General features: G+C 37.4%; 28 protein-coding genes. 10 read left to right on the top strand and 18 right to left on the bottom strand.

Going from position 1 to position 21,020, the window contains the following annotated elements; all coding sequences use genetic code 11:
- Positions 1-197: 197 nt before the first annotated feature.
- Complete coding sequence (locus LIT25_12770) at positions 198-1,448, bottom strand: M20 family metallo-hydrolase (GenBank protein USK36068.1); 1,251 nt, start codon at positions 1,446-1,448, stop codon at positions 198-200.
- A gap of 220 nt (positions 1,449-1,668) precedes the next feature.
- On the opposite strand from LIT25_12770, the gene LIT25_12775 reads away from it, so the two are divergent.
- The gene (locus tag LIT25_12775; protein USK36069.1) at positions 1,669-1,944 is read left to right on the top strand and encodes a hypothetical protein; all 276 of its coding nucleotides are present in this window, start codon (positions 1,669-1,671) and stop codon (positions 1,942-1,944) included.
- 36 nt (positions 1,945-1,980) lie between these two features.
- Here the strand turns inward: LIT25_12775 and LIT25_12780 are convergent, their stop codons facing one another.
- On the bottom strand, positions 1,981-2,145 hold the full coding sequence (locus LIT25_12780; GenBank protein USK36070.1) for a hypothetical protein: 165 nt from the start codon (positions 2,143-2,145) through the stop codon (positions 1,981-1,983).
- A gap of 129 nt (positions 2,146-2,274) precedes the next feature.
- Between LIT25_12780 and LIT25_12785 the strand changes: the two genes are divergently transcribed.
- The gene (locus LIT25_12785) at positions 2,275-2,724 is read left to right on the top strand and encodes a cupredoxin domain-containing protein (GenBank protein USK36071.1); all 450 of its coding nucleotides are present in this window, start codon (positions 2,275-2,277) and stop codon (positions 2,722-2,724) included.
- 164 nt (positions 2,725-2,888) lie between these two features.
- Here the strand turns inward: LIT25_12785 and LIT25_12790 are convergent, their stop codons facing one another.
- Positions 2,889-3,638: an FG-GAP-like repeat-containing protein gene (locus LIT25_12790; protein USK36267.1), complete on the bottom strand. Its 750-nt coding sequence runs from the start codon at positions 3,636-3,638 to the stop codon at positions 2,889-2,891.
- 345 nt (positions 3,639-3,983) lie between these two features.
- Here LIT25_12790 and LIT25_12795 point away from each other — a divergent pair, with 345 nt between their 5' ends.
- On the top strand, positions 3,984-5,105 hold the full coding sequence (locus LIT25_12795; GenBank protein ID USK36072.1) for an FAD-binding oxidoreductase: 1,122 nt from the start codon (positions 3,984-3,986) through the stop codon (positions 5,103-5,105).
- 352 nt (positions 5,106-5,457) lie between these two features.
- Here LIT25_12795 and LIT25_12800 read toward each other — a convergent pair whose 3' ends face one another.
- The 7 genes from LIT25_12800 to LIT25_12830 all read right to left on the bottom strand — a co-directional run bounded on the left by LIT25_12800 (position 5,458) and on the right by LIT25_12830 (position 10,445).
- On the bottom strand, positions 5,458-5,826 hold the full coding sequence (locus tag LIT25_12800; GenBank protein USK36268.1) for an enoyl-CoA hydratase: 369 nt from the start codon (positions 5,824-5,826) through the stop codon (positions 5,458-5,460).
- A 109-nt stretch (positions 5,827-5,935) separates the two neighbouring features.
- Complete coding sequence (locus LIT25_12805) at positions 5,936-6,721, bottom strand: phosphatidate cytidylyltransferase (GenBank protein ID USK36073.1); 786 nt, start codon at positions 6,719-6,721, stop codon at positions 5,936-5,938.
- A gap of 165 nt (positions 6,722-6,886) precedes the next feature.
- The gene (locus LIT25_12810) at positions 6,887-7,177 is read right to left on the bottom strand and encodes a DUF1292 domain-containing protein (GenBank protein USK36074.1); all 291 of its coding nucleotides are present in this window, start codon (positions 7,175-7,177) and stop codon (positions 6,887-6,889) included.
- Positions 7,178-7,293: 116 nt separating this feature from the next.
- Positions 7,294-8,556 carry an MFS transporter gene (locus LIT25_12815; GenBank protein ID USK36075.1) on the bottom strand — a complete coding sequence of 421 codons (1,263 nt, stop codon included), beginning with the start codon at positions 8,554-8,556 and terminating at the stop codon, positions 7,294-7,296.
- A 455-nt stretch (positions 8,557-9,011) separates the two neighbouring features.
- Positions 9,012-9,386 carry a nucleotide excision repair endonuclease gene (locus LIT25_12820; protein ID USK36076.1) on the bottom strand — a complete coding sequence of 125 codons (375 nt, stop codon included), beginning with the start codon at positions 9,384-9,386 and terminating at the stop codon, positions 9,012-9,014.
- Positions 9,387-9,503: 117 nt separating this feature from the next.
- Positions 9,504-9,821: a hypothetical protein gene (locus LIT25_12825; GenBank protein ID USK36077.1), complete on the bottom strand. Its 318-nt coding sequence runs from the start codon at positions 9,819-9,821 to the stop codon at positions 9,504-9,506.
- Positions 9,822-9,881: 60 nt separating this feature from the next.
- Positions 9,882-10,445 (bottom strand): cysteine dioxygenase family protein, encoded by a 564-nt coding sequence (locus LIT25_12830; protein ID USK36078.1) that lies wholly within the window; start codon positions 10,443-10,445, stop codon positions 9,882-9,884.
- Between the two features lie 151 nt (positions 10,446-10,596).
- Between LIT25_12830 and LIT25_12835 the strand changes: the two genes are divergently transcribed.
- Positions 10,597-10,767, top strand: a complete 171-nt coding sequence (locus LIT25_12835) for a hypothetical protein (protein ID USK36079.1) — start codon at positions 10,597-10,599, stop codon at positions 10,765-10,767.
- Positions 10,768-10,883: 116 nt separating this feature from the next.
- Positions 10,884-11,189 carry a hypothetical protein gene (locus LIT25_12840; GenBank protein ID USK36080.1) on the top strand — a complete coding sequence of 102 codons (306 nt, stop codon included), beginning with the start codon at positions 10,884-10,886 and terminating at the stop codon, positions 11,187-11,189.
- Positions 11,190-11,221: 32 nt separating this feature from the next.
- Here LIT25_12840 and LIT25_12845 read toward each other — a convergent pair whose 3' ends face one another.
- Both LIT25_12845 and LIT25_12850 read right to left on the bottom strand, forming a co-directional pair.
- Positions 11,222-12,001, bottom strand: coding sequence for a hypothetical protein (locus tag LIT25_12845; protein USK36081.1), 780 nt, complete (start codon positions 11,999-12,001; stop codon positions 11,222-11,224).
- Between the two features lie 442 nt (positions 12,002-12,443).
- Entirely contained in the window at positions 12,444-12,605 is a 162-nt protein-coding gene (locus tag LIT25_12850; GenBank protein ID USK36082.1) for a hypothetical protein, read from the bottom strand.
- Positions 12,606-12,728: 123 nt separating this feature from the next.
- Between LIT25_12850 and sspL the strand changes: the two genes are divergently transcribed.
- From sspL to LIT25_12875, 5 genes are all read left to right on the top strand, one after another.
- Complete coding sequence (gene sspL, locus LIT25_12855; GenBank protein USK36083.1) at positions 12,729-12,872, top strand: small, acid-soluble spore protein L; 144 nt, start codon at positions 12,729-12,731, stop codon at positions 12,870-12,872.
- Positions 12,873-13,047: 175 nt separating this feature from the next.
- A complete protein-coding gene (locus tag LIT25_12860; GenBank protein USK36084.1) occupies positions 13,048-13,752 on the top strand; it encodes a processed acidic surface protein in 705 nt (234 codons plus the stop codon).
- A 42-nt stretch (positions 13,753-13,794) separates the two neighbouring features.
- Positions 13,795-14,382, top strand: coding sequence for a sortase (locus LIT25_12865; GenBank protein USK36085.1), 588 nt, complete (start codon positions 13,795-13,797; stop codon positions 14,380-14,382).
- Positions 14,383-14,566: 184 nt separating this feature from the next.
- Positions 14,567-14,746 (top strand): hypothetical protein, encoded by a 180-nt coding sequence (locus tag LIT25_12870; GenBank protein ID USK36086.1) that lies wholly within the window; start codon positions 14,567-14,569, stop codon positions 14,744-14,746.
- A 37-nt stretch (positions 14,747-14,783) separates the two neighbouring features.
- Complete coding sequence (locus LIT25_12875; GenBank protein USK36087.1) at positions 14,784-15,143, top strand: hypothetical protein; 360 nt, start codon at positions 14,784-14,786, stop codon at positions 15,141-15,143.
- Between the two features lie 50 nt (positions 15,144-15,193).
- On the opposite strand, the gene LIT25_12880 is transcribed toward LIT25_12875, so the two are convergent.
- The 6 genes from LIT25_12880 to LIT25_12905 form a co-directional block, all read right to left on the bottom strand.
- Positions 15,194-16,273, bottom strand: a complete 1,080-nt coding sequence (locus tag LIT25_12880; GenBank protein ID USK36088.1) for a PRK06851 family protein — start codon at positions 16,271-16,273, stop codon at positions 15,194-15,196.
- 103 nt (positions 16,274-16,376) lie between these two features.
- Positions 16,377-16,988: a hypothetical protein gene (locus LIT25_12885; protein USK36089.1), complete on the bottom strand. Its 612-nt coding sequence runs from the start codon at positions 16,986-16,988 to the stop codon at positions 16,377-16,379.
- A 113-nt stretch (positions 16,989-17,101) separates the two neighbouring features.
- Positions 17,102-17,470, bottom strand: a complete 369-nt coding sequence (locus tag LIT25_12890) for a Replication termination protein (GenBank protein ID USK36090.1) — start codon at positions 17,468-17,470, stop codon at positions 17,102-17,104.
- Between the two features lie 404 nt (positions 17,471-17,874).
- On the bottom strand, positions 17,875-18,300 hold the full coding sequence (locus tag LIT25_12895) for a GtrA family protein (GenBank protein USK36091.1): 426 nt from the start codon (positions 18,298-18,300) through the stop codon (positions 17,875-17,877).
- Entirely contained in the window at positions 18,284-19,294 is a 1,011-nt protein-coding gene (locus LIT25_12900) for a glycosyltransferase family 2 protein (protein ID USK36092.1), read from the bottom strand. The genes LIT25_12895 and LIT25_12900 overlap by 17 nt, the downstream gene beginning before the upstream one ends.
- A gap of 22 nt (positions 19,295-19,316) precedes the next feature.
- The gene (locus LIT25_12905; GenBank protein ID USK36093.1) at positions 19,317-20,993 is read right to left on the bottom strand and encodes a DUF6044 family protein; all 1,677 of its coding nucleotides are present in this window, start codon (positions 20,991-20,993) and stop codon (positions 19,317-19,319) included.
- Between the last annotated feature and the right edge of the window lie 27 nt (positions 20,994-21,020).

Raw genomic sequence — 21,020 nt, forward strand, 5'->3', positions numbered from 1 at the left:
GTCAAAATGAATATTAGAATACAAAAATGGTCATTCGATAGAAAACAATTAGTTTAAAGGGTTTTAAAATTGAATTAATATACACCGGTTTGATTGACTTTACCGATAATTTTATAAAAATAAACGCCTGAATGAATATTTATCCATTTAAGCGCCAAAAAGAATGGATTGTTCTTTTGTTCTTTCATCTCTGCGAATTAATCAAGTGCCATTTTCATAGCCGTTCTGTATAATAGCTCCGTTCCAAGTGAGATATCCTCCATTGTTGAAAACTCTTTAGGATTATGGCTGATACCGTCTTTACAGCGGACAAAGATCATCCCATACTCACATTCGTACGACATCGCTAATGAATCATGAAAAGGGCCGCTCATCAATTCAATCGGATTCAGTCCGATATGTGCACTCTCCTTTCTCATTACCTTCATAATTCTTTCAGAGCAATACCGCGGTTCACTATTTGTATCTTCTGAAATGGTATAAGTTAATCCATGCCGTTCAGAAATGGTGTGGATTTTTTTTCTCAGCAGATTTTCAATAAAATCGCGTCTTTCAATCTCAATATCTCTTAAATCGATTGTAAAGCTGACTTTTTCCGGAATGATGTTTCGCGAGTCAGGGAAGATCTTCATGCTTCCGACTGTACCAACTGTAGGCGCAGTGACATCCTCACTTGTTAATTCATTAAGGGCAACAACAATTTTTGCAGCTCCAACCAGCGCATCCTGCCTCATATGCATGGGAACGGATCCTGCGTGACCTGCAAAGCCCTCGAGTTCTACCGTCAGCCATAATGGTCCTGATATACCTGTAACGATTCCAACTGGTGTATCTTTTGCTTCAAGAATCGGCCCTTGTTCAATGTGGAGTTCTATAAATGCGGAAATGCTTCCAGCAGGATATTCTGAGTCATTAAATTTTTCGGGATCGCATCCAAATTCAATCAATGCCTCTTTTCGCGTGATTCCATTTTTATCTGTCCGGTCTAACTCCCCTGCTTCCAGTTTGCCAAGGATTCCCCTCACTCCGAACAATCCTTTATTAAAGCGGCAGCCCTCTTCATCACAAAATGCGACGATTTCAATTGGCATATTGGGAATAATATTCAGCTCTTTCAATGTTTGAGCGGCCTCTAGTGCACCTAAAACACCGATTACTCCGTCAAATCTGCCCGCATACGGCTGTGAATCAATATGTGAACCAATCATTAATACGGGAGCTTCAGGATTCCTTCCTTCAAGCCGTCCGATCAGATTTCCAAAGTGATCAATTCTTGCGGTTAATCCTGCTTCTTCCATCCAGCCTTTTACTGTTTCGACTGCTTCTTTGTCTTCAGGTGACAGGGCAAGCCTGCAAACTCCGGTCTCACTGATTTTTCCTATCTGTGATAGAGCATTTATTCTTTTTTCCAGTCGGGCTTTGTTTATTGTCAGTGTTTTTTCAGCCATAAATATCCCCTCCTCTATTAATTTATAGAATATTCTGTATCAATAGTATAGCAAAATTAAATCTATTACATTTTTCTTAACGTAAAAGGAATCATGATATTTTTTTACACTTTGTCCAATTGAATTAGTTAGAATTATTATGCCGGTTCATTGTGCTTTTCTTTTTATAGCTATAAAATAGACTGTATAATATATACGGCCACTGGAGGTCCTATCATCAATGAAAGCAAGATATGAACTAAATAATATGAATATAACACTCAGCAATGTAACGCTGCGTGATTCGGTAGACAGCTATGTCCTTTTAAAAGCTGCGGATGAAAATAATAACGAAGTTACCATTAAGCTTTCGCACGATCAGGCTGAATTTCTTGAAGCAGAATTCAAAGATTTAAACCGGAGAAGAAAAACATACTCTGACACTGTGCGTGCAGTCGATAAAGAAGAAGAGGACACATATAACCTGTTTAGCAGTGAGTTCTTTAAAGAAGAATAAGAAAAGGTATGTCGGATATGACATACCTTTTCTTTATTATAGATTTTCATTCTGCTGCTTGATTTCATCTCCGCCCAACATGATGTTTGCTGATTCTGTATTTCTAAGTTCATCTATGGAGTCTCCTGATATGTCTTTGAAATTTGCATGTGCCTGATCATCTCTCAACTTCAGAAACGAAGCATCTTTTTCTTTTTTCATAATTAACCCTCCTTTTTCTAAAGGGTGTGTTAAAAGAAAGCTGTCTATTCGCCCTTTTAATTGAAATGATAAGACAAGTTTCCACTTCTCCTAACATATAAATTTAAAAATGAATAAGGAGGTTCAGTCATGCGCTTTGTTTTAATTAAAAAGAAATGGATTTTGGTTGTTGCCGCTCTTGTTGCTATAATAGGGTTTGGAGGCTGGTATTATTTCAATCCGGCAGCATCTCCAACCTTGAAGATGGAGAACAGCAGCGGGAATTTAGAAATTAATATGGTTACGGGCGAATTTAAATCAAAAACGGAAGATGGAAAAGAGATTGAAGCATACAGGTGGGACCCGGGAACGATTTATGTGCCTGAAGGAAAACAAGTTACTTTAACCATTTACGGCATAAATGGGAGTGAGCATCCCTTCCGGATTGAAGGAACAGATATAACAGGTGTCGTGAAGAAAGGTGCTAAAACAGTCATACCATTAAAATTCGAAAAAGAAGGGATTTATCGTCTCATATGCGATACGCACTCCCATCACGGACAAGGTGTGCCGATGATTGCATATATAGTTGTAGATTAAGAACAAAAAGCGCAGTCGACTTTGTCAGATTCGGGCAGGCAGATTTGTTCTGACCGCGGATCTGGGCGCAGGAGCTGGATGTAGATAACTTATTTCAGTATATACAACCTTTTACTTTAATAAATTTCTAAACCATAATGAAAAAGAGCTGTCATCAGCTCTTTTTATTCTTTATCCTCTCCAAAAATCGCGATGCTTTGCCGATCTGTCACAAATTCATGTCCATCCCACTTCAAAACATTCATCATGTATCCCAGCCTATCTGCACTGTACCTGCCTGCAATATTCTGATACGCATCCAGTTCATATATACCGTCACGTTCAAAATCAACAGGGTACAGCCCTGACAGTGCAGCTACCCACCCCTCTACAGGTTCCTTTAAAGTGCCGTCTTTCTTGTAAATTTCGTTCAGGTACTCTTCCCCTTTATACTGAAGATCAAGTATATATCGTTTAGCAGGCTTTAAGCTATCCACTTGTGCTTTGAATTGATCTTGATATAAAACTTCATATTTTTTTGAATCATTAAAAGCTTCAGAGTCGAAAATCTGCTTGAAGCTCCTGTCCGTGTACGTAAATACATAGGCGAATATAAAGCCGCCGCTGCCGCCGGAATTAATGACTACTAAAATATCTTCCACTTTATTGCCAGTAAAATCACCCAAAAATAAAGATGGATCATATCCTGCATTTTCTTTTAAGGGAATTTGCTGTACTTGGCCATTTCTTCCATTCTTGATATTAAGCGTGATATTGTTCAGAAAAGAACTATCAGGGGCAGTTTGATTGGCCGTCAAAAAAACAGTATCAGGAATGCCATCTCCTGTGACATCTCCCATTTCTTCTGTCACAATAAATCTGTCATACTCCGCAACAGAATAGAATTCTGCGAAAAAAGCGCTGTTTCCTTTCATATTCGCTGCCTGGTGCCATGTGTTATGATTATTTTTTAAGATCATAACATAATGCTCGCCATTCAAACGGTAAGCAGCAGCTATTTCAAAAATCTGATCGCCATCTAAGTCCGCTGTAAAGATAGCGATACGATTATCTGGCCCGGTCAGCTCAAAGACCTCTGCCTCAGGAGGCAAAAATTGTTTTACAAGCGGCAAATAATGATAATACTCACTCATTGTGCACCTCACATTAGAACATTTGTTAAACTATGATATGCACAGGCATGGTCAGTTAGGCAGAAATTAAAAGAAGTAATATAAAACTTCATGTATCGTACTAAATATAGTCAAAGGATGAATGGTATGAAAAAAATCATTATTGTAGGTGCAGGCATATTAGGTGCATCTGCTGCTTATCATTTAACAAAGCTCGGGGCGGATGTCACAGTCATCGACCGTAAAGATGCAGGACAAGCAACTGATGCTGCGGCAGGGATAGTTTGTCCCTGGGTGTCACAGCGCCGAAATCAAGCATGGTATAAGCTTGCCAAAGGCGGAGCGAGGTACTATCCTGAACTAATTGAAGAACTTCAAAAAGATGGAGAAACAGACACGGGTTATAAACAGGTTGGCGCGATTATCCTTCATCGTGAAGAAGATAAAATCAAGAAGATCCAAGAACGGGCCTTGAAAAGAAAAGAAGATGCACCAGAAATCGGCAGCATTACTCCTTTATCCAAAGAAGAGACAAAAAATAGCTTTCCTCCCCTCTCAGAAGACTTTTTTTCTGTTCATATTGAAGGAGCTGCACGTGTAGATGGACGTGCCCTAAGAGACTCCCTTTTGAGAGCTGCCGTGAAAAAGGGAGCCGTTTATATTCATGGGAATGCTAAGCTCCTATTTGAATGTGAACACGTTAAGGGAGTGTATGCAGATGGTAAATGTCTTTATGCAGATGAGGTCATAATCTGTGCAGGAGCTTGGGCAAATGAATTATTAAAGCCGCTTGGCTTGACCTTTAAAGTCACCTACCAAAAAGCTCAGATCGCCCATTTGAAAATGGAAGATGCAAATACATCCTTCTGGCCGGTTGTCATGCCTCCTAGTGATCAATATCTGCTTGCATTCGATGAGCAGCGGATCGTGGCCGGAGCCACGCATGAAAATATTATGGAGGGGTTTGATACGAGAGTCACAGCCGGCGGCCTTCAGGAGGTTTTTAATAAAGCTTTAGAAACAGCACCCGGCTTAGAAGAATGTACCTTTCTTGAAGCAAGAACCGGCTTTAGGCCATTCACTCCGGGCTTTTTGCCTGTTGTGGGATTCGTTCCTGGCTGGAGAGGCTTAGCAGCAGCAAATGGACTCGGAGCATCGGGGCTGACGATGGGACCTTATATTGGCCGTGAGCTTGCAAAGCTTGCACTAGGCATGGAGCTTGAAATTGATCTTAAGCAATATGAAATAAAAGGTGCATTGGGGGACTGAATCTCCCCCCTCCCTATAAGAATTCTATTCAGTACTAATCCCTGATTATCCGTGACTTGTTTCAGTTTCCTTTTGATTCCGATAAACAGACGCCATTTAACTTTTTTGTGTCCTTCTATTGTTCAATATTTTCAATCGTAATTCGATTTTTCTCTTGCATATACACGCTTTTTTTGACGCCCTTTTTTTAGGATGGAGACGATTTTACTGTTCCATACTCACGCTTTGACACGCTTTGACGCCTTTTTTTCATGCTGAAGACGATTTTTCTGCTCCATACACACGCTTTAACGCCTTTTTTTCATGCTGAAGACGATTTTTCTGTTCCATACACACGCTTTGACACTTTTTTTCAGGCTGGAGACGATTTTTCTGTTCCATACACTCGCTTTGACGCCTTTTTTTCAGGCTGGAGACGATTTTTCTGTTCCATACTCACGCTTTGACGCATTTTTTTCAGGATGGAGATACATGTGATGGCATCTCCGGTAAAGACAGGCCAGATAAATTCACTTGTCATCTCCCTTGCGATGTAATTCAAATCTCCCCCTATCTTCGTTCCAATACTTGCAGTCATTAAACCATGCACCATCAGCCTTCCCTTTTCATCATGCTCCAAATGATGCCTGCCTTTATCACCCGGCAACTCAGCAAATTGCAGCGTTTCTTCTGCAGTAAAAGTTCGTTCCCATGTAAAAATGTCTCCCAAATTAAGTTTCAGATCCTGCAACTCCCTTATTAATTAATAACTAAACTATGTCAAGATCCCGAATATGAATACTCATTCATTTTTTTGCTGTAAAAAAAGATATACGGTTACCGTATATCCTTTAAATTAACCCAATTAACTTTAATCCGATGAAAACAAAGATCCAGCTGTCCAGCCTGTCCAAAATTCCACCATGTCCAGGAAGCAGCTTGCCCGAATCTTTTACTTTGAAATGTCGTTTTAAAGCTGACTCTACCAAGTCCCCAACTTGTCCGGCAATAGAAACGATGAAAATGAGCAGAACCGTTTCACCGTAATTGTCAAATGGCTGAAAACTCATTTGCATAATAAGGCCAATAATAAGAGCAATGATGATGCCCCCGATTGAACCTTCAATTGTCTTATTCGGGCTTACCTTTTCAGCAAGCTTCGTTTTACCAAACTTTCTGCCGACAAAATAGGCTCCTGAATCAGTTGCCCAAATTGAGATTAAAACAGCCAATGTCCATATAAGCCCTTCATCAATTCTTGCTTCAGCCAAAAACACAAAGCCAAATCCGATGTACAGAACTCCGATCAGCAGCGTTCCAGCCTTTTCAATCGAATATTCAGTATTGAAGACAGTGGATGTCAGGAAAAACAAAACGAGTGCCAGCAGCACTTTAATTTGGATAATCTCAAACGCTACATTCAAAAACGGAAGCAGCGGGAGAAATAACAGAACGATTCCTGCAAGACCTACAAAATATTTCGTCCCATATTTCCGTATTTTTATGATGGTTGTCAGTTCATGAAAGGCAATTATGGCCAGTACCATTGCTAAATAAGTAAACCAGAATGCTCCAATGTAAAATGGAATCATGAATAAAATCAAGATAATAATGCCGGTGATGACACGTTCTTTCATTTGTTACACTTCCTTATCTTTTTTTCCATTAGAATTGATTGTACTATAAAGATAAGAAAAACGAAAAACAAATCTGTATTTTTATATAGATGTTTCCTGAATTCCTATTAAAATCCATCAAAAAAGACCAAATGCACAAATGCACTTGGTCATAGTATATGTAAATCAGTTTTCTTCTTCATCCATCAATTCGTCAAAAGCAGCAGATACTTTATCGAACTCATCGTCGCTCTCGATTGCAGTGAAATCTCCTTCTTCGTCTACTCGAAGGAAATAGATATCAATGTCTTCATCAGTTTCCTGCTGTATTTCTTCTACAAACCCGACTGCAGCATATTCTGTGCCTTCTACTGTTAATACCCCAAGAACTTCTACTTCCTGCTCCTGATCGTTCTCATCGCTGATTGTGAAAATCTCGCCTACTTCAATTTTATCCAACGTAAAATCTCCTTCCATTAGTTGAAATTCTGATGAATTCTTTGCTTTAGTTATTTTCTCTAACTCAAGTAATATAATCCTCTTTTAGAACCCAATTTATTATAACACTTTGAAAGGAAATTACCTATTAAACGTTAAACAGCCGCAGATTCACTAATGAAGCTGTTTTTCTTTTCTTTAAACACAAATAAAAAGTAGAGAGCCCCAATGAAATAGATCATGCCGGTTATCAAAAAAACATAGGAGTAGCCCCAATAAGATCCATACTTTGCTACAATGAAAGTTGAAAGCGGCCCCATCGTTGCCCAGCCGAATGAAAAGGCCATCTGGCTTAAAGAATTGGCAATGCCCTTCATTTCATCAGGAACTCTGTTCATCATTAATGACATTTGGATGGGGTTTCCGGCATTCATGAGCGCCTGACGGAATAAAAAGCCTATAACAGCAAAGTATATATTCGTTGTAAACCCAGTTAATAACAAAAACGGCAGGGAAAGCAGCTGCAGGAGAACTACCGCTTTTACTTCCCCCATTTTGTTCACTATGGCAGGACCGATAATCATTGCAATTGCGGTCGCACCCTGGCCAAGTGAGAGAATCATCCCGATTGCTGAGTAGGAGGTTTGAAATCGATCAGCAAAATAGAGATTTAAATAAGGTATGACTAGTCCTGATCCGATTCCGATAATCGCCTGTGCACCTACAAATAGAATCACAAGTTTCCATTGCTGTTTTTTATTTGCACGAACCTCTGTATTTTCTGCTTTCTTGCTTAATCTTTTTCTGTTCTCCTTCATTAAGAAAATGGGAATTAAGCCTATTATGTATAAAGCGGTTCCAAACAGCAGTGTGATTCTTAGACTGGATAGAGAACTGAGTCCTGCTGCAAACGTGAATAAATCAGTCAAAACCCCTCCAAGCAGGTTACCAATAACATTTGCAGCCATCATTACCGCAAAGTGGAAGCTGAAAAGATGAATTCTCTGTTTCTCATTTGAATTTTCCGCAAGCCATGGAATCATGGATACTTGAATAAAAGACATAAAAGTTCCGCTGGCAAAAGCGAGGATAAGGAGCATCATCTCCCATTCAAAAATAGATCGGCCAAGCAGGGTCATGGAGGCAAATAATGAACCGATCAGCATCACGTTTTTTCTGCCGGTCCTATCACTCAGAAAACCGGCCGGTACCAGAAAAATCGTTTGGGCAAGTGCTGTCAGTGCAATCACATTTCCATTCGTTAATTCGCTGTAACCTAGATCGCGCAAATATAGATTATAAAGGGTCATGAAAATGCCCATGCCGATTTGAGTCATGATATTTGCGGCGACGGCAAGCTTGATGTTCCTGTTATACGACTGATAATTATTGATTAATTCATGCAGATACATGCTCATAAAAGTATTTCGCCTCACTAAATTTTCGTCTTCTTAAATATAAGGCATTTATTAAAATTAACATACAATTTTTTCATTGGCTGTAAAAAAAGAGCATACGGAAGCGCCAGATGAAGGTTCTTTGTGAATTTGCTGTCAGATTACATCAGAATAATGAGCAAAATTACTCAAAAGCAATAACTGTCTGTCAGCATTATACTTTCAAACGCCAAGGAAATATAAAAATACAAATTAAAAAGCGGTGACATCATAGTCACCGCTTCAGAGTGTAGACAAACCCTATTTTCTAATATCATATTGTTGAAATAGGGTTTTTTCTTTCGTTTTATTCGTATATTTAGATGTCTTTTTGTAAAAAGACCACAATATCTTGTGCCTGACTTTTGGTATAAAAATAGCTGTCGACTTTGTCGACAGCCTGAAGCGGTGACATCATAGTCACCGCTTCTTGCTTATTATTTATAGAAAACTTTATCTACATTATATTTAGCCTGAAGCTCATTAATAATGTAAGTCTCGTATATTTCACGATCCACTGCGTTGTCTACGACACAAACAGCAATTTCATGTACTTCATCACGATTATTTTTGATTGGGGATACGGTATCTTCAAAATGCTTTTTGATTCTTTGTCTAAGTTTGCGAGCTTTTCCTACAAACAATAGCTCATCATTGATGTTGTAAAACATAAATATCCCGCCTTTATCGCGGGGAATTCTGTTGTAATCAGTAAATCCATATTCACTGCTTAATGGAGCCTCAACAGGCTGGCCTTTAACCGGATTTCTAGTCAGAACAACATCTGCTCTAGGTATTTCAATTTTGATCATTAAGATTCACTTCCTATATTATGTGACTTGTTCTTATCAATTTCGTGCGAAAAATGAACTTATGTATTATCTCATACGTATAGCGGAAAATGCCACCAAATCTAATAAAAAGACTATTCAATATATTAATTTGTTTTCGGCTATAAGGTACACATGATTTTGTTTTTCTGCGAATACCGCTGATTGCCCGGCCTTGAGAGAGTCATAAACAAATGCTGAAACTGACAAAAGTCTTCCTGATGAAAGTTTAATGTGATAAACCTGCTGAGATATGACATTTATTCCTGATTCTGCGATGTCTGTTGTCTGATATTTTTTCACAACATATCCTTTATGAGTTGTGACTGTCAGTTCACTTTTAACAAAGCCTGCCCAGGCAAAGTAGAGTAAAAACGCTGATATGAATAGAATGATTGTTCCAATTGGCCGTTTCAATGAAATCACCTCTGTTTAGTTATATCCAATTTCAAAAACGGCATAATAAAAAACTGCGATTTATTCCGCAGCTTTTTTCAATTTTATTTCTTTTACTTTTTGATGTATTTCATCAGGCCACCATGCCCCGCAATCATCAGAAACTATGCATGCTGCACATTTTTCGAGATCATAGACCTTCATTCCGGTGATTGGCGGAGAATAGAGGTGAAGTGTCACAAGGTTTGTGCCATTAGACTCCCCCATTTTATGCACCCCTCCTTTTGGTGCAAAAAAGCTCCTTCCTTTCTCTTTTTTTTCTGTAAATAATTCAGAAGGCAGCTGATTTTCTTTCACTTCATAAACCGTGTTTTCAGAAACCCCGTTTATGACCTGAATCCAACCATGCGACTTCCCGTGATCATGAGGTACACATTCCAATTCAGACCAGTTCATCACAAGTAATTCGAGTGTTTCATTTTTATATAGAAGCTTTCGGTAGTATGGTTTATTCTGTTCGTTTTTTAAGAAGGGCTTCAATTCTTCAATTTGTATGTTCAGACTTTTTAAAGCTTCCAATAATTCCATTTCCGATGCTGAATGAACACTTCCAAGAATGGTTTGCATCCTTTCAGAGAGCTTCAATTCTTAAACCTCCTCTCAAGTTCAAGTATCACTTTAAACAATATGATAAGATATCTCATCCATATGTAAAAAAATTTTTCATTTGTCTTTATTCACTCTGTCACAATATTCGTTCTAGGTGAATAACCTAATTCGCAGAGAAGGGATTATGATGAACAATTACCAGTATGGGTATTACCCTAATAATTGGCCGCAGGAAGAACCATTCGAAAATAGAGAGGATGCAATAGACAATATGGATATAGAAGAAGATTCAGACGGTACCGCAGACGCCGTTTTCCCTTTTACGTATTTATCTATCCATTCGATTATTAACAGCTAAAACTAAGGCAGTAAAGAGGCTTCATATAGAAGCCTCTTTCTTCTTCTATTCATTACACAGCAAAAATCCTGTGCTATGATAGGTATAATATCGATACATAGTAAGGAGTTTTAAAAATGAATTCAAAAGAAACACAAGAACAAATTATCCGCAATTATCAGCGGGACGAGCAAATGATGATTCTTGTCTTTGCGCAGTGGTGCATTAATTATGATCTTGATCCTGCAGAACTTTATTTACGCGCATATCCTAACCAGTCTGAAAATCACGAATTAAGGCAAGCAATTAAATTAGCTGTGTCCAAAGAGGAAGCTGGCGAAATTTCAAACGATACCCTTCTTGGCGTACTATCATTGTTTGGAAATGACGATCTTGCGTTTGTAGTAACGGAGGAGATTGCTAAATTGAAAAATAAATCATAATAAAAACCAACAATTAAGTTGGTTTTTTAGAATCAAAGGTTTGAAAGGTCTTTTTTCTTAGATGGTTTTGTAATGGTATATTCTTTAATAGATCCACTCTTTGAGAAAAGATTGAATATATACTCTTTTGTCACCTTGAAATTCTCTTCAACTTTTTCAGCAATATAAGATACTCTCTCATAAATAACCGATTTTAAGTGATCTATATCTCTTGAAATTTTTTCGGTCAAAGCTTCTTGATGACTGATCCTCTCGATTACACTCTGATGAAACACTTCTTGCAGTTCCAGCCTGCCTTTAATCTGTTCTTTAAGTTCAGCATTCGAATCCAGCTGGTCTATTATTTTTTCCTGCAAACTCTCGTACGTTTTAAATCTCCCTGAAAGTTCTCTTATGGACTGATCCTGGAAAGTGAGCTGATCAATAATTGCCTGGCTTATATGACCTTCACTTAATAACTTAAACATCAATTCTTTGTTTGATTTTTCAAGACTTTCTAAACGTTCACTCATTATTCTTGATGCAGACTGCTGAGTTTCTATATTTGACAGCAGCGGTGAAGTCGCAGCTTCCTGTTTTTCTAAATGCCTGTATACAGCATGAAAGTGTTGGGTTTGCTCTGATCTAGATTCATGCAGCAAGCTGTTTAAGGTTTCTGCAGCATGTGAAAGCTCAGTATTAACATGCTGCTGGTGTTTCATAAATTCTTGCATATAATTTACACGGAAACATTCCTGGTTTGAAGTACTTGCTTTTGCAGGAATCGTTAAATAAGCCTTTGATTGACCTTTATGGCTGTCATTTTTGGACACGCTTTTCCTCCTTTCTTCCCTATTCATTCTTTATAGTCTATGTAGGTGTCTTTGACCATGTGACCCGCATCTATTTGAGCTCCGTTTAAAAAAAGTGAGAATGTGAAATAATGGGAAACAGAAAAAAGAAATCGAGGAATACAGGAGAAGTTCTTTGTTCGGATAGATACCAAGAAATGATTTTTCATGTTGAACCAATTTTCAGGTTGAGAATAAATCTTTGCCGGCATCTTTTTCATTTGAACGTGATCAAGATGCCAGTCCTTAAAGTCATATGGATCAATTCGATGCGTTGTAAGGGCTTTCAATTTTGAAAGCATCAATTGTTTTTGTTATGGATGATATGATTAATTTATAAATAAATGATGCTGATTTTACAGGAGCTCCAATTTACATGAATCTGGGACATATGTCAGTTTTAAAAACATAAAAAACTGCCAAACTATTTAAGTAAGGACATAAATTTATTATTTACGCAGACCTTTATTTCTCTTTCAAGTTTTTTTGATTGAACGAACACTTTGAAATCTTCTTTTGAGACATCAGATTTTATTGCTGTTTCGACCAAGAATGCCAATTCTTTATTTGATATTATCGTTTTCATAATAGTCCTCCTGTATCTGAATTAGTATAATATTCGTTTTTAAGAACGGATTTCCGAGGGTTCATCAAAATTTGCTATTTAAATCCATGATTTAGGGCATAATAGGTGTGGAGGTGAATGAAAATGAGCAGTAAATTTACAGGATCAAACCGCGGTAAAGCAGCACCAAGCGTGAATCCACAGGGCCAAGGAAAAGATACTGAGTTTTCAACTGAACCTAAAAGCGAGCTTGAGAATCGAGCTAAAAAATCCAATACGAAAATATAGAAAACAGGAGGCACTGCTGCCTCCCTTCCTTCCCTTCCTAAGGATTTCTTAGGAGAGGTTATTGAATCAGATTATAGCAATCTTACAAATTTATATGATGAATTTAATTTAGATCATGAAGAAATGGTATTCCTATTAGAAGAAAATGGAGAAAGTTTAGAAGATTATATATTCATTGATTTATGATAAAAGCATTGCAAATTTTGAATCTGTTAAGCAGCTTGAAGATTTTCTTGGAGAAGTTATAAAAGCTGATTTGAGCAACTTGGTTTACTTTAAAGAAAATTATGATCTTGATCGGCAGTCATTGCTTCAATTGCTTGCTGAGAATGATAAGGATCTTCATGATTACATCTATATTTTCAAATTGGAAGAATCAGTATGGACTCACTTGAGGCGTCTTGATGATTTAGGAAACCGCATGTCGGCTATCGGGGAATTTGAAGTTACAGAAGATTTATCAGCAGGTAAAATAGCCGAGCTTGCTTCTATCTATGATGAAATTCTTTCTATTTTTAACTTAAAGGCATCGTACAGTCTTGTTAAAGATGGATCAGAAACTTCATTGTCACTTGCAGACTTAATCAGATTAGATGAATTAAAAGGAGCAAATTTAAAAGTAGCCCTCTTTTCAGCAGATGGAACGTTTCTTGCTGACCTTATCATTACTGGTGAAATGGTAAGTTCTGAAGTTCTTGAAGAAACGGGAGAGCAAGTTGAGGAATCAGCAAAGCAAGCTGCTAAAACAATTGAAGCTTCCGAACAGCCTGTAAAAAAACACATCACCAAACAAATGAATCATGCAGAACCGAAAACCGTAAAGGCGCTAAATTGCCAAAAACAGCAGGTCATTACCTCATCTATGCGGTATTTGGGGTAATCTTATTGGCAGCTGGAAGCTTCTTATATCGAAAGGTTCGCTATGTATAAATTGGAAAGAAGAAGAAGCAAAAAGCGGCTGATTCTCCTTTTCTTTCCTGTGTTTTTAATCCTGATCGGTTTGCTGTTTACTTCAACTAATCTCTATAAATTTGCTGCAGGATCCTTTGCTGCTTCCCCTGATTTCAATTCAGGAGAAGTAAAACAAAAAAGCATACCCGAAGAAAAAGATCCGGAAATAAAAAAAGTGCTGTACCCCAGCAGGCCTGAACCTGGAGAAGAAATGGGAGAACTTTATATTCCAAAATTAAAGGCGGTCCTCCCAATTTTTCATGGTACTGATGAAAACGAGCTCGAAAAAGGTGTTGGCCATTTTGCTGAAAGTGTACTCCCTGGCGAAAATGACAACTCTGTGCTATCAGGTCATAGAGATACAGTATTTAAAAGGCTTGGCGAAGTTGGCGAGGGTGAATTCATATTCAAAGTACAAAAAGTAAGAATTGTTGATGAGGATGACCGCACAGTAATTGTTCCAAAGCCGCGGGCAACACTTACAGTGAGCACATGCTACCCATTTGAATTTATTGGTTCGGCTCCTGAACGATATGTTCTTGTAGTACTTGACATCTAAAACAATTTATAAATAGTCTGCAGTAAAACCTCTCTTGGTAAAAAGAGAGGCTTTTTAATATGGCATCATGTATTTTGCCTCTTTCAAAAAATGTTTAGTCAGGAAGGATTTGTTAGCTTTAATTTTTTGAAAAATACAGAACCTATAACTGCATTAAAAGTAAATATGAAGCGGGTGAATTAAAATGAATAAAAACAATATCCAAATTCTTCCCATCATTGCTTCCATCGGCATTGGTGCAGCTGCTTATAGTTTGATGACAGGCCGCGGAGGACAGCTTCAGAATATGATGCCTCAATTAACAGGAATGAGCAGCCAAGGGGCAAATAATCAATTTTCTGCTCAGCCGGATCAAAACCAGTAAAATTTGCATGACTGATCACATAAAAAGGAGAAGCTATATGGATATTCATATATCTAACATGATAAATAGAACGAAAATGAATCTGATTCAGGCGGCTGCATATGTTAAACAGCGAATTGATTCTCTTACAGGAACTCAGGCAGTTACAGTTGAACAATTAGCTGCTTATATCCAATACCATCCAGATACTAAAAAAGAGACCAAGAATCTTTTAGGTCTGACCTTTTCATTTTATACTTTGGACCAAGTTGATGTTCATTACAAGCTGGAAACCAAGGGATCTGACATCTTACAGCTTGACGTCCGGACTTTAGAGCATCATGTTGTGTCTTATCGTTCTTATCGTGATCAAAATAAATTGAATGTACCGATACGCTTTTTTAAATTAACCATATAGAAAATAGAGCTAAATGTTTGTTTAGCTCTATCTTCCCTTTCATGTTTGTTTTATAGTTTTATCTCATCTGCTATTAATTCGTATAGATCAATAAAGCGTGAAGAAGTTTTTTCTCCTTTGATTTTCTCCAGCTGATCTACCAGTTCTTTCGCTTCTGACAGGTAAGTGATTGCTTCTTTCATTTTGTCCTTATAAGCTTTAGTTGTTCGATTGATTACGGCTGCGAATTTTTCATCTGTCCCGGGCGTTATGCAAGTTTGATACATATCAATAATCTCATCTGTTTCTCGTTCAGGTTCATATTCATGAGGTGCCGTGCTGTCAAATATTGCAATGCCTTTTTCACGAAGAATGACCATGTCCAAGCTGTTTGGATCAAAACCGCAATGATAAATTTCAACGTCATATCCCTTTTCTTCTCCAGCAGCTGCAATCTTTTTCAGCATAGTAGATTTTCCTGAACCTGCCCTGCCTTTTATAAAATACCGTTTTCCGATATCTTCTGTTAAGTTTTGGATAAAATCTACTGCTCCATCGGGTGTAGCAGCGCCTAAGAAGCGGTGTTTTACATTCGAAGGTTTGTGAGCCTCTTCCTCTCCAAAGAAAAGTTCAATCAAATCAACCGACAATTGATTGGCTTTAGTAAAATCCATATTTGCAATGTAAATATCTTCAATATCATCATGTGCTTTCAGTGCTGCGGCAAACGTTCCGTACGCATCCTGAAATTTAGAAGTGATATCGGCGGTTAGCTGTCCTATTGCATCCCTATTTGCAGAATGATGTTTCATTTCATTTTCAAGAACAATTACTTGCAGGTTTTCAACCGAAATTTGTTTGCGAATCTCAGGCACCGCATCATCGATTATACCGATACCGGCATCAGTAACAATAAATCCTTCAATCCAGTCATTATTAGAAGGGCAGTGTAAATATTCAATCGAATGACCTGCCAAAAGCAATGATTCACTTATTGTTTTCATGTATTCAGATTTGCAGGCTCTTGACCCGCCTTGTAGCAAAAATACCCGATTTAATTCTTTAACTGCAAATTTATACAGACTGAAATACCCTTTAGCCGTATTGCCGCTAGCATAATAGTGGATAGCTTTTCCTTTCATCCAATTCATCCTCTCCCTCTTTTCTACTAACATATGTTAAGAGTGAATAAGGGTGAACGCCTAATTTTTCAAAAAATGAAAAACCTGCATTTCTGCAGGCTTATGTACTCTATTATTGTCCTTTCCTATCTAATTCCTTCACAAGCTGAAAGAGGAAATCATAGATTAATTCAAAAGCTGCATTAAGGGATAAGTTTTCGTGAAAACCTTCTATCAGATCACAGTCGAAATTAACATCCCATAAACCGTCTTTGTCATTAAAAAGCAGCTGGAATTTTGTTGATTCACCATTTGCCTTTTCATTAAACCATTCGCGGATGCTGCTGCCTGCAGCTTTTTTTTGCTTTAAACCAAGAAGGCCTTTAAAGGATCCAAAAACATCATCATGCTCAAGGGTTAATCCATCAATTTTAATGATGTCAAACCATTCAGATTCTAAATAAACAAACTCTTTTTGATTGATTTTTAAGAAACTTACTTTTTCGTGAAGAAAATCAGATGGCTTCTCAGCAGCAATCAATTCCTCCGTTTCTTTATCCACTCGTTCAATATAGGAATGCATAAAACGGGAAAGATCTTTCTGCTCTTCTAAGGTAACTTGCTCAGGGACCAGACTGTGTGCCTCTGCATATTCCTTTTCTGCTTTGTAAATTCCAATTGATTGATTTTCAGGATGATTGGCCATTTCATTTTCAATGTATGCTTTTATTGTTTTTTTCAGCAATTTTTAGTCCTCCAGTTTTTTTGCGGCAATTCTATTACTTATCATAACCTAACATAATCATACTTCAAACAAAAAAAGAACCCGTTTCATGGATTCTGAAGTACTGTATAATTTTAAGAGAAATTATCCTGAATAGCCTTATCGAGAAGTTTTTGACACCGATCCAATTCTGTTTTCAGCTGTTTTTTGTATAGCTTTGCCTTCTCATAATCTTCAAATTTGTAATAAACGACTTCCTGCAGCTTCATGCCCTCTTTTTTACGCTTCACTTGCTTTAATACACCATCTTCAATTAATTCGTGTAATGATTTATAAACTTCAGAATGATTAGGCCTGTATCCATACCTTCTGAATTCATCCCGCAGCACATCCAGAAGCTTTAATCCATAAAGCCGATCCTGTTCTGTCATGCGAATCATGTAGAGCTTTAAAAAAGCTCTCTGTTTTAACAAAAATCCGCTCGCACTTCTCTTTTCACCCAATTAAACCATCTCCTTTTTGAAGATTGATTACATGCACTATGTTCTAATAATTCAATGTTTTTAGAAATTCCCCTGCATGAAGACGAAAATTGAGTCTTTTGACCCTTTATATACTTTTTTAGTTAGAATGTGAAATGTAGGAATGGTGAAATATAGTCTGAGCATCTTTATTAATATAATGATTATTTAGAACATAGTTTATTTAAATAATTATGTGAAAAGAATTCTTATTAAAAAGGAAAAATTTTACTAAATCAAAAATAAGATTTGCTGCTTTTGGTTTGCCTTTTATAAATGACCACAGATATGTCAATTATTTTGTGCGTCAAATTGATTAGTTAGAACATAGTTTAAAAAGACGAAAAAACAGCAGTTTTTATTCTGCTGTTTCATTTGTTTGAAAATCAATTTTTGAAAACAAAATACTTCTGCCCCAAAAAATTTAAGATCGTATAAAAACCTGTCCCCACTAGTACAGCAAGCATATCTTGAGTCAGGATAAAGGCATGGGGGGATCCAGTATAAATGAATTCAGCTGCCGCTTTGGCGAAGGAAAATGACACAAAATAACCAAAAACAATTACTATTATAAACCGCGGGAGACTCCTTTTGATGCTGGCCTGGCTTGAAAAGGTGAATGAACGATTTAAATAATAGCTGACGGCTGCACCTATGATATTACCCAAAAAAGTTGACAGCCAGTAAGAAACGTTTATAACGTTCAGAAAAAGAAAGATTGCTGATAAGCCTGCGGCTGTATTCATAATTCCTACGAGAATGAATTTTAATAAAAGCGGATCAATTCGAATAAAATTACTTTCTGAGCTCATAGCGATAGTCTTCTTCTTGAATCAAATTGTTTTTTGGGATGGGAAGATTGAATAAATCAATCTCGACAATATATTTGGGACGCCTTTTTGTTTCTTTGTACACTTTTCCGATATACTCCCCAACTAATCCTGTAGAAATCATCTGCAAACCTCCTATTAACCATATAGAGGCAATTAAAGACGTCCATCCTGTTTGAGTCCTTCCTAAATATTTCATCGTCAAACAGTAAACGCTGAATAGAAGACTAACAATAAAAGTAATCAAACCCATTGATAAAACTAAGCGGATCGGTGTAACAGAAAAGGAAGTGATGCCATCAAAGGCAAAGGAAAGCATTTTCCTAAAAGGATACTTAGTCTGGCCTGCAAGCCTTTCTTTCCGGTCATAATAGACCTTGGCTGATTTAAACCCAATGAGCGGAACGATGCCCCGCAAGAACATATTTGCCTCCTCAAATCCTTTCAATTCCTGTACAGCACGATTGCTCATCAGCCGAAAATCCGCATGATTGTATATGAGCTCGACTCCAAGCTTTTTCATTAACTTATAAAACCATTCAGCCGATTTGCGTTTGAAAAGAGTATCTGTTTCTCTTTTCTTTCTGACTCCATAAACGATTTCATACCCTTTTTGATAGTTGTCAATAAATTCATGAATGACTGTGATATCGTCCTGAAGATCTGCATCAATAGAGATAATGCAGTCAGATTCATCATTTGCGGTGAACATGCCTGCAAGCAATGCATGTTGATGCCCTGCATTTCGTGATAATTTTAACCCTGCCACCCTTTCCATATGAAGGCATGCTTTATTAATAATTGACCAAGTAGAGTCTTTGCTGCCATCATCAATGAACAGGACTTTGCTTTTTGAAGATATTTTCTTCTCTATAAACATACTGTCCAGCAATTGACTGAGTTTATGAATTGTTTGAGGAAGAATTTCTTCTTCGTTATAGCATGGAACTACAATAGTTAGCGTTGGTGCATTCATTATGTGAAGTCCCCCATGGTGTTTATTTGACTTTATAAAGATAAATTCTCCACACAGATTCGTGAGAATGAAATACTTTATCCAAAATTAAATGGTTCAATTCAGGATGTTCGATCGGCAAGCTTGAAAAAATATACCTTCCCCCCATTTTTTTAAATGGTTCCATATTCAAATCAAGATCTTCCAATTTAATTGTTGAATTTTTAGTAAACATATACCTTTTCCCGAGCTCGCTGCTGAAAAGATAGCATCTGCCTCCCCACTCATCAAAGTAAATCCGCAGTCTCTTATTTTTACTAAGTTCTTTTTCAATAATTTGCCGAAATTGATATTTATACGAGAGCGGGTAAAAGTTGTTGTACGTATCGAGAGTATAAAATCCGTTGTATTGTGCGATAGCAGGATGAAGACCCAGGCTTGCAACTCTGTAATCCTCAACAGGTATGCCGATATGTTTTTTAATTTCGGCGAATTGTTCCTCTGCGTAGAATTCTTTTACAGATGGTTTATTTTGATAGATAATTTCATCGTTAAAGATGCCAAGCAAAAATACTTGAGCTAGAATACACGCCCCGATTACCCATTTTTTCTGGAATTCACTGTATAAAATTTTTAGTCCGAGAGCAAATCCAATATAAATAATGATAGGACGCAAAAAGTGAAATCTAGCAAAGTTGAAGGTATCCAAGAAATGAAAACGTTCCGTTAAAGGAAGCCAGCCTTTATAAAACCAGAAAGCATACCATGCTGATAAACAGAAATTCAAGCTTAATAAAAAGACAAAAGGCTTTTCTAGTTTCCATATTCTTTTTCGAATAATTATGTATAAAGCAATCAGTGTAACCGGCAGGATAATCAAGCCATGGACGGTCATGACATGTGTATGGCCTAATACAAAGTTCTTAAATGTGAGCCTTATGACCCGCCATAAAGGAAGTCTCGCATGAAAGTATTCATCACGGCTATTTGGTTCAGATGAAAATAAAAAGGAATAGATTAATCGGTATTCAACTATAAAAAAGACAAGTGTCATGTATCCGATGGAGACAAAAAAAGGAAAATTCCATTTCTTTTCTTTCATCACATCCACAATCCATAGAATACCCATAGCCGTTAAAAAAAAGAAAAAACCTAAGACAAAGCTTGAGTAAAAAGGAAGCAAGGTTAAAACTGCAAGGTTGCGCCAAGAATGATTTCCCTTTCTGATATTTAAAAAGGCCCATAATGCAAGAGGCATTCCAAGCGTACTGAGCATCCCTTGGGGCCAGAAAGGTGTCAGGGCAAATGTTAAGGCCGTCCCTGCGACAATGAATAAATATTTCCTTTCTATCATAAAATGGTCCTTCAAGAGAAGAAACATGCCCAAAAAGGCAATAACTCTTGTTATAGATTGTGAAAATGCATAAGCTGTCATAGTCGGAAACCAATTATACAGCCAGATTTGAAGATTCCATTCTGAACCAAGAGCATTTCTTGGCAGTCCGTTTATGATTTTCGGCAAAGTTCCATTCAGTCCGCTGAAAAGATAACCATTTTCGGTCAGCACTTTATACCAGGCAAGGTTAGAATCCAGGTTATCATGAACGCGGATGTGCGCATTTTCATTTAGGATATAAAGTGGTGACAGATATAAAGCAATGGCCAACATGCATAAATAGATCAAAATGCGTTCGATTTTTTTATTCCTTTTTTGTTCCATAAATTCACCTCGGGGATAAAGCAGGTG

Origin of the sequence: Bacillus sp. F19 (genome assembly GCA_023823795.1) — a bacterium.
Lineage (GTDB): Bacteria > Bacillota > Bacilli > Bacillales > Bacillaceae > Bacillus_P.

Bases quoted from the DNA above. Each gene is read 5' to 3' on its own strand.
- LIT25_12875 (USK36087.1), top strand. From the start codon at position 14,784: ATGGATATTCATATATCTAACATGATAAATAGAACGAAAATGAATCTG.
- LIT25_12870 (USK36086.1), top strand. From the start codon at position 14,567: ATGAATAAAAACAATATCCAAATTCTTCCCATCATTGCTTCCATCGGC.
- LIT25_12790 (USK36267.1), bottom strand. From the start codon at position 3,638: ATGAAAGGAAACAGCGCTTTTTTCGCAGAATTCTATTCTGTTGCGGAG.
- LIT25_12805 (USK36073.1), bottom strand. From the start codon at position 6,721: ATGAAAGAACGTGTCATCACCGGCATTATTATCTTGATTTTATTCATG.
- LIT25_12775 (USK36069.1), top strand. From the start codon at position 1,669: ATGAAAGCAAGATATGAACTAAATAATATGAATATAACACTCAGCAAT.
- LIT25_12795 (USK36072.1), top strand. From the start codon at position 3,984: ATGAAAAAAATCATTATTGTAGGTGCAGGCATATTAGGTGCATCTGCT.
- LIT25_12900 (USK36092.1), bottom strand. From the start codon at position 19,294: ATGAATGCACCAACGCTAACTATTGTAGTTCCATGCTATAACGAAGAA.
- LIT25_12770 (USK36068.1), bottom strand. From the start codon at position 1,448: ATGGCTGAAAAAACACTGACAATAAACAAAGCCCGACTGGAAAAAAGA.
- LIT25_12840 (USK36080.1), top strand. From the start codon at position 10,884: ATGAATTCAAAAGAAACACAAGAACAAATTATCCGCAATTATCAGCGG.
- LIT25_12905 (USK36093.1), bottom strand. From the start codon at position 20,993: ATGGAACAAAAAAGGAATAAAAAAATCGAACGCATTTTGATCTATTTA.
- LIT25_12865 (USK36085.1), top strand. From the start codon at position 13,795: ATGTATAAATTGGAAAGAAGAAGAAGCAAAAAGCGGCTGATTCTCCTT.
- LIT25_12820 (USK36076.1), bottom strand. From the start codon at position 9,386: ATGATCAAAATTGAAATACCTAGAGCAGATGTTGTTCTGACTAGAAAT.
- LIT25_12810 (USK36074.1), bottom strand. From the start codon at position 7,177: ATGGAAGGAGATTTTACGTTGGATAAAATTGAAGTAGGCGAGATTTTC.
- LIT25_12835 (USK36079.1), top strand. From the start codon at position 10,597: ATGAACAATTACCAGTATGGGTATTACCCTAATAATTGGCCGCAGGAA.
- sspL (USK36083.1), top strand. From the start codon at position 12,729: ATGAGCAGTAAATTTACAGGATCAAACCGCGGTAAAGCAGCACCAAGC.
- LIT25_12895 (USK36091.1), bottom strand. From the start codon at position 18,300: ATGAGCTCAGAAAGTAATTTTATTCGAATTGATCCGCTTTTATTAAAA.
- LIT25_12880 (USK36088.1), bottom strand. From the start codon at position 16,273: ATGAATTGGATGAAAGGAAAAGCTATCCACTATTATGCTAGCGGCAAT.
- LIT25_12785 (USK36071.1), top strand. From the start codon at position 2,275: ATGCGCTTTGTTTTAATTAAAAAGAAATGGATTTTGGTTGTTGCCGCT.
- LIT25_12850 (USK36082.1), bottom strand. From the start codon at position 12,605: ATGAAAACGATAATATCAAATAAAGAATTGGCATTCTTGGTCGAAACA.
- LIT25_12815 (USK36075.1), bottom strand. From the start codon at position 8,556: ATGAGCATGTATCTGCATGAATTAATCAATAATTATCAGTCGTATAAC.
- LIT25_12780 (USK36070.1), bottom strand. From the start codon at position 2,145: ATGAAAAAAGAAAAAGATGCTTCGTTTCTGAAGTTGAGAGATGATCAG.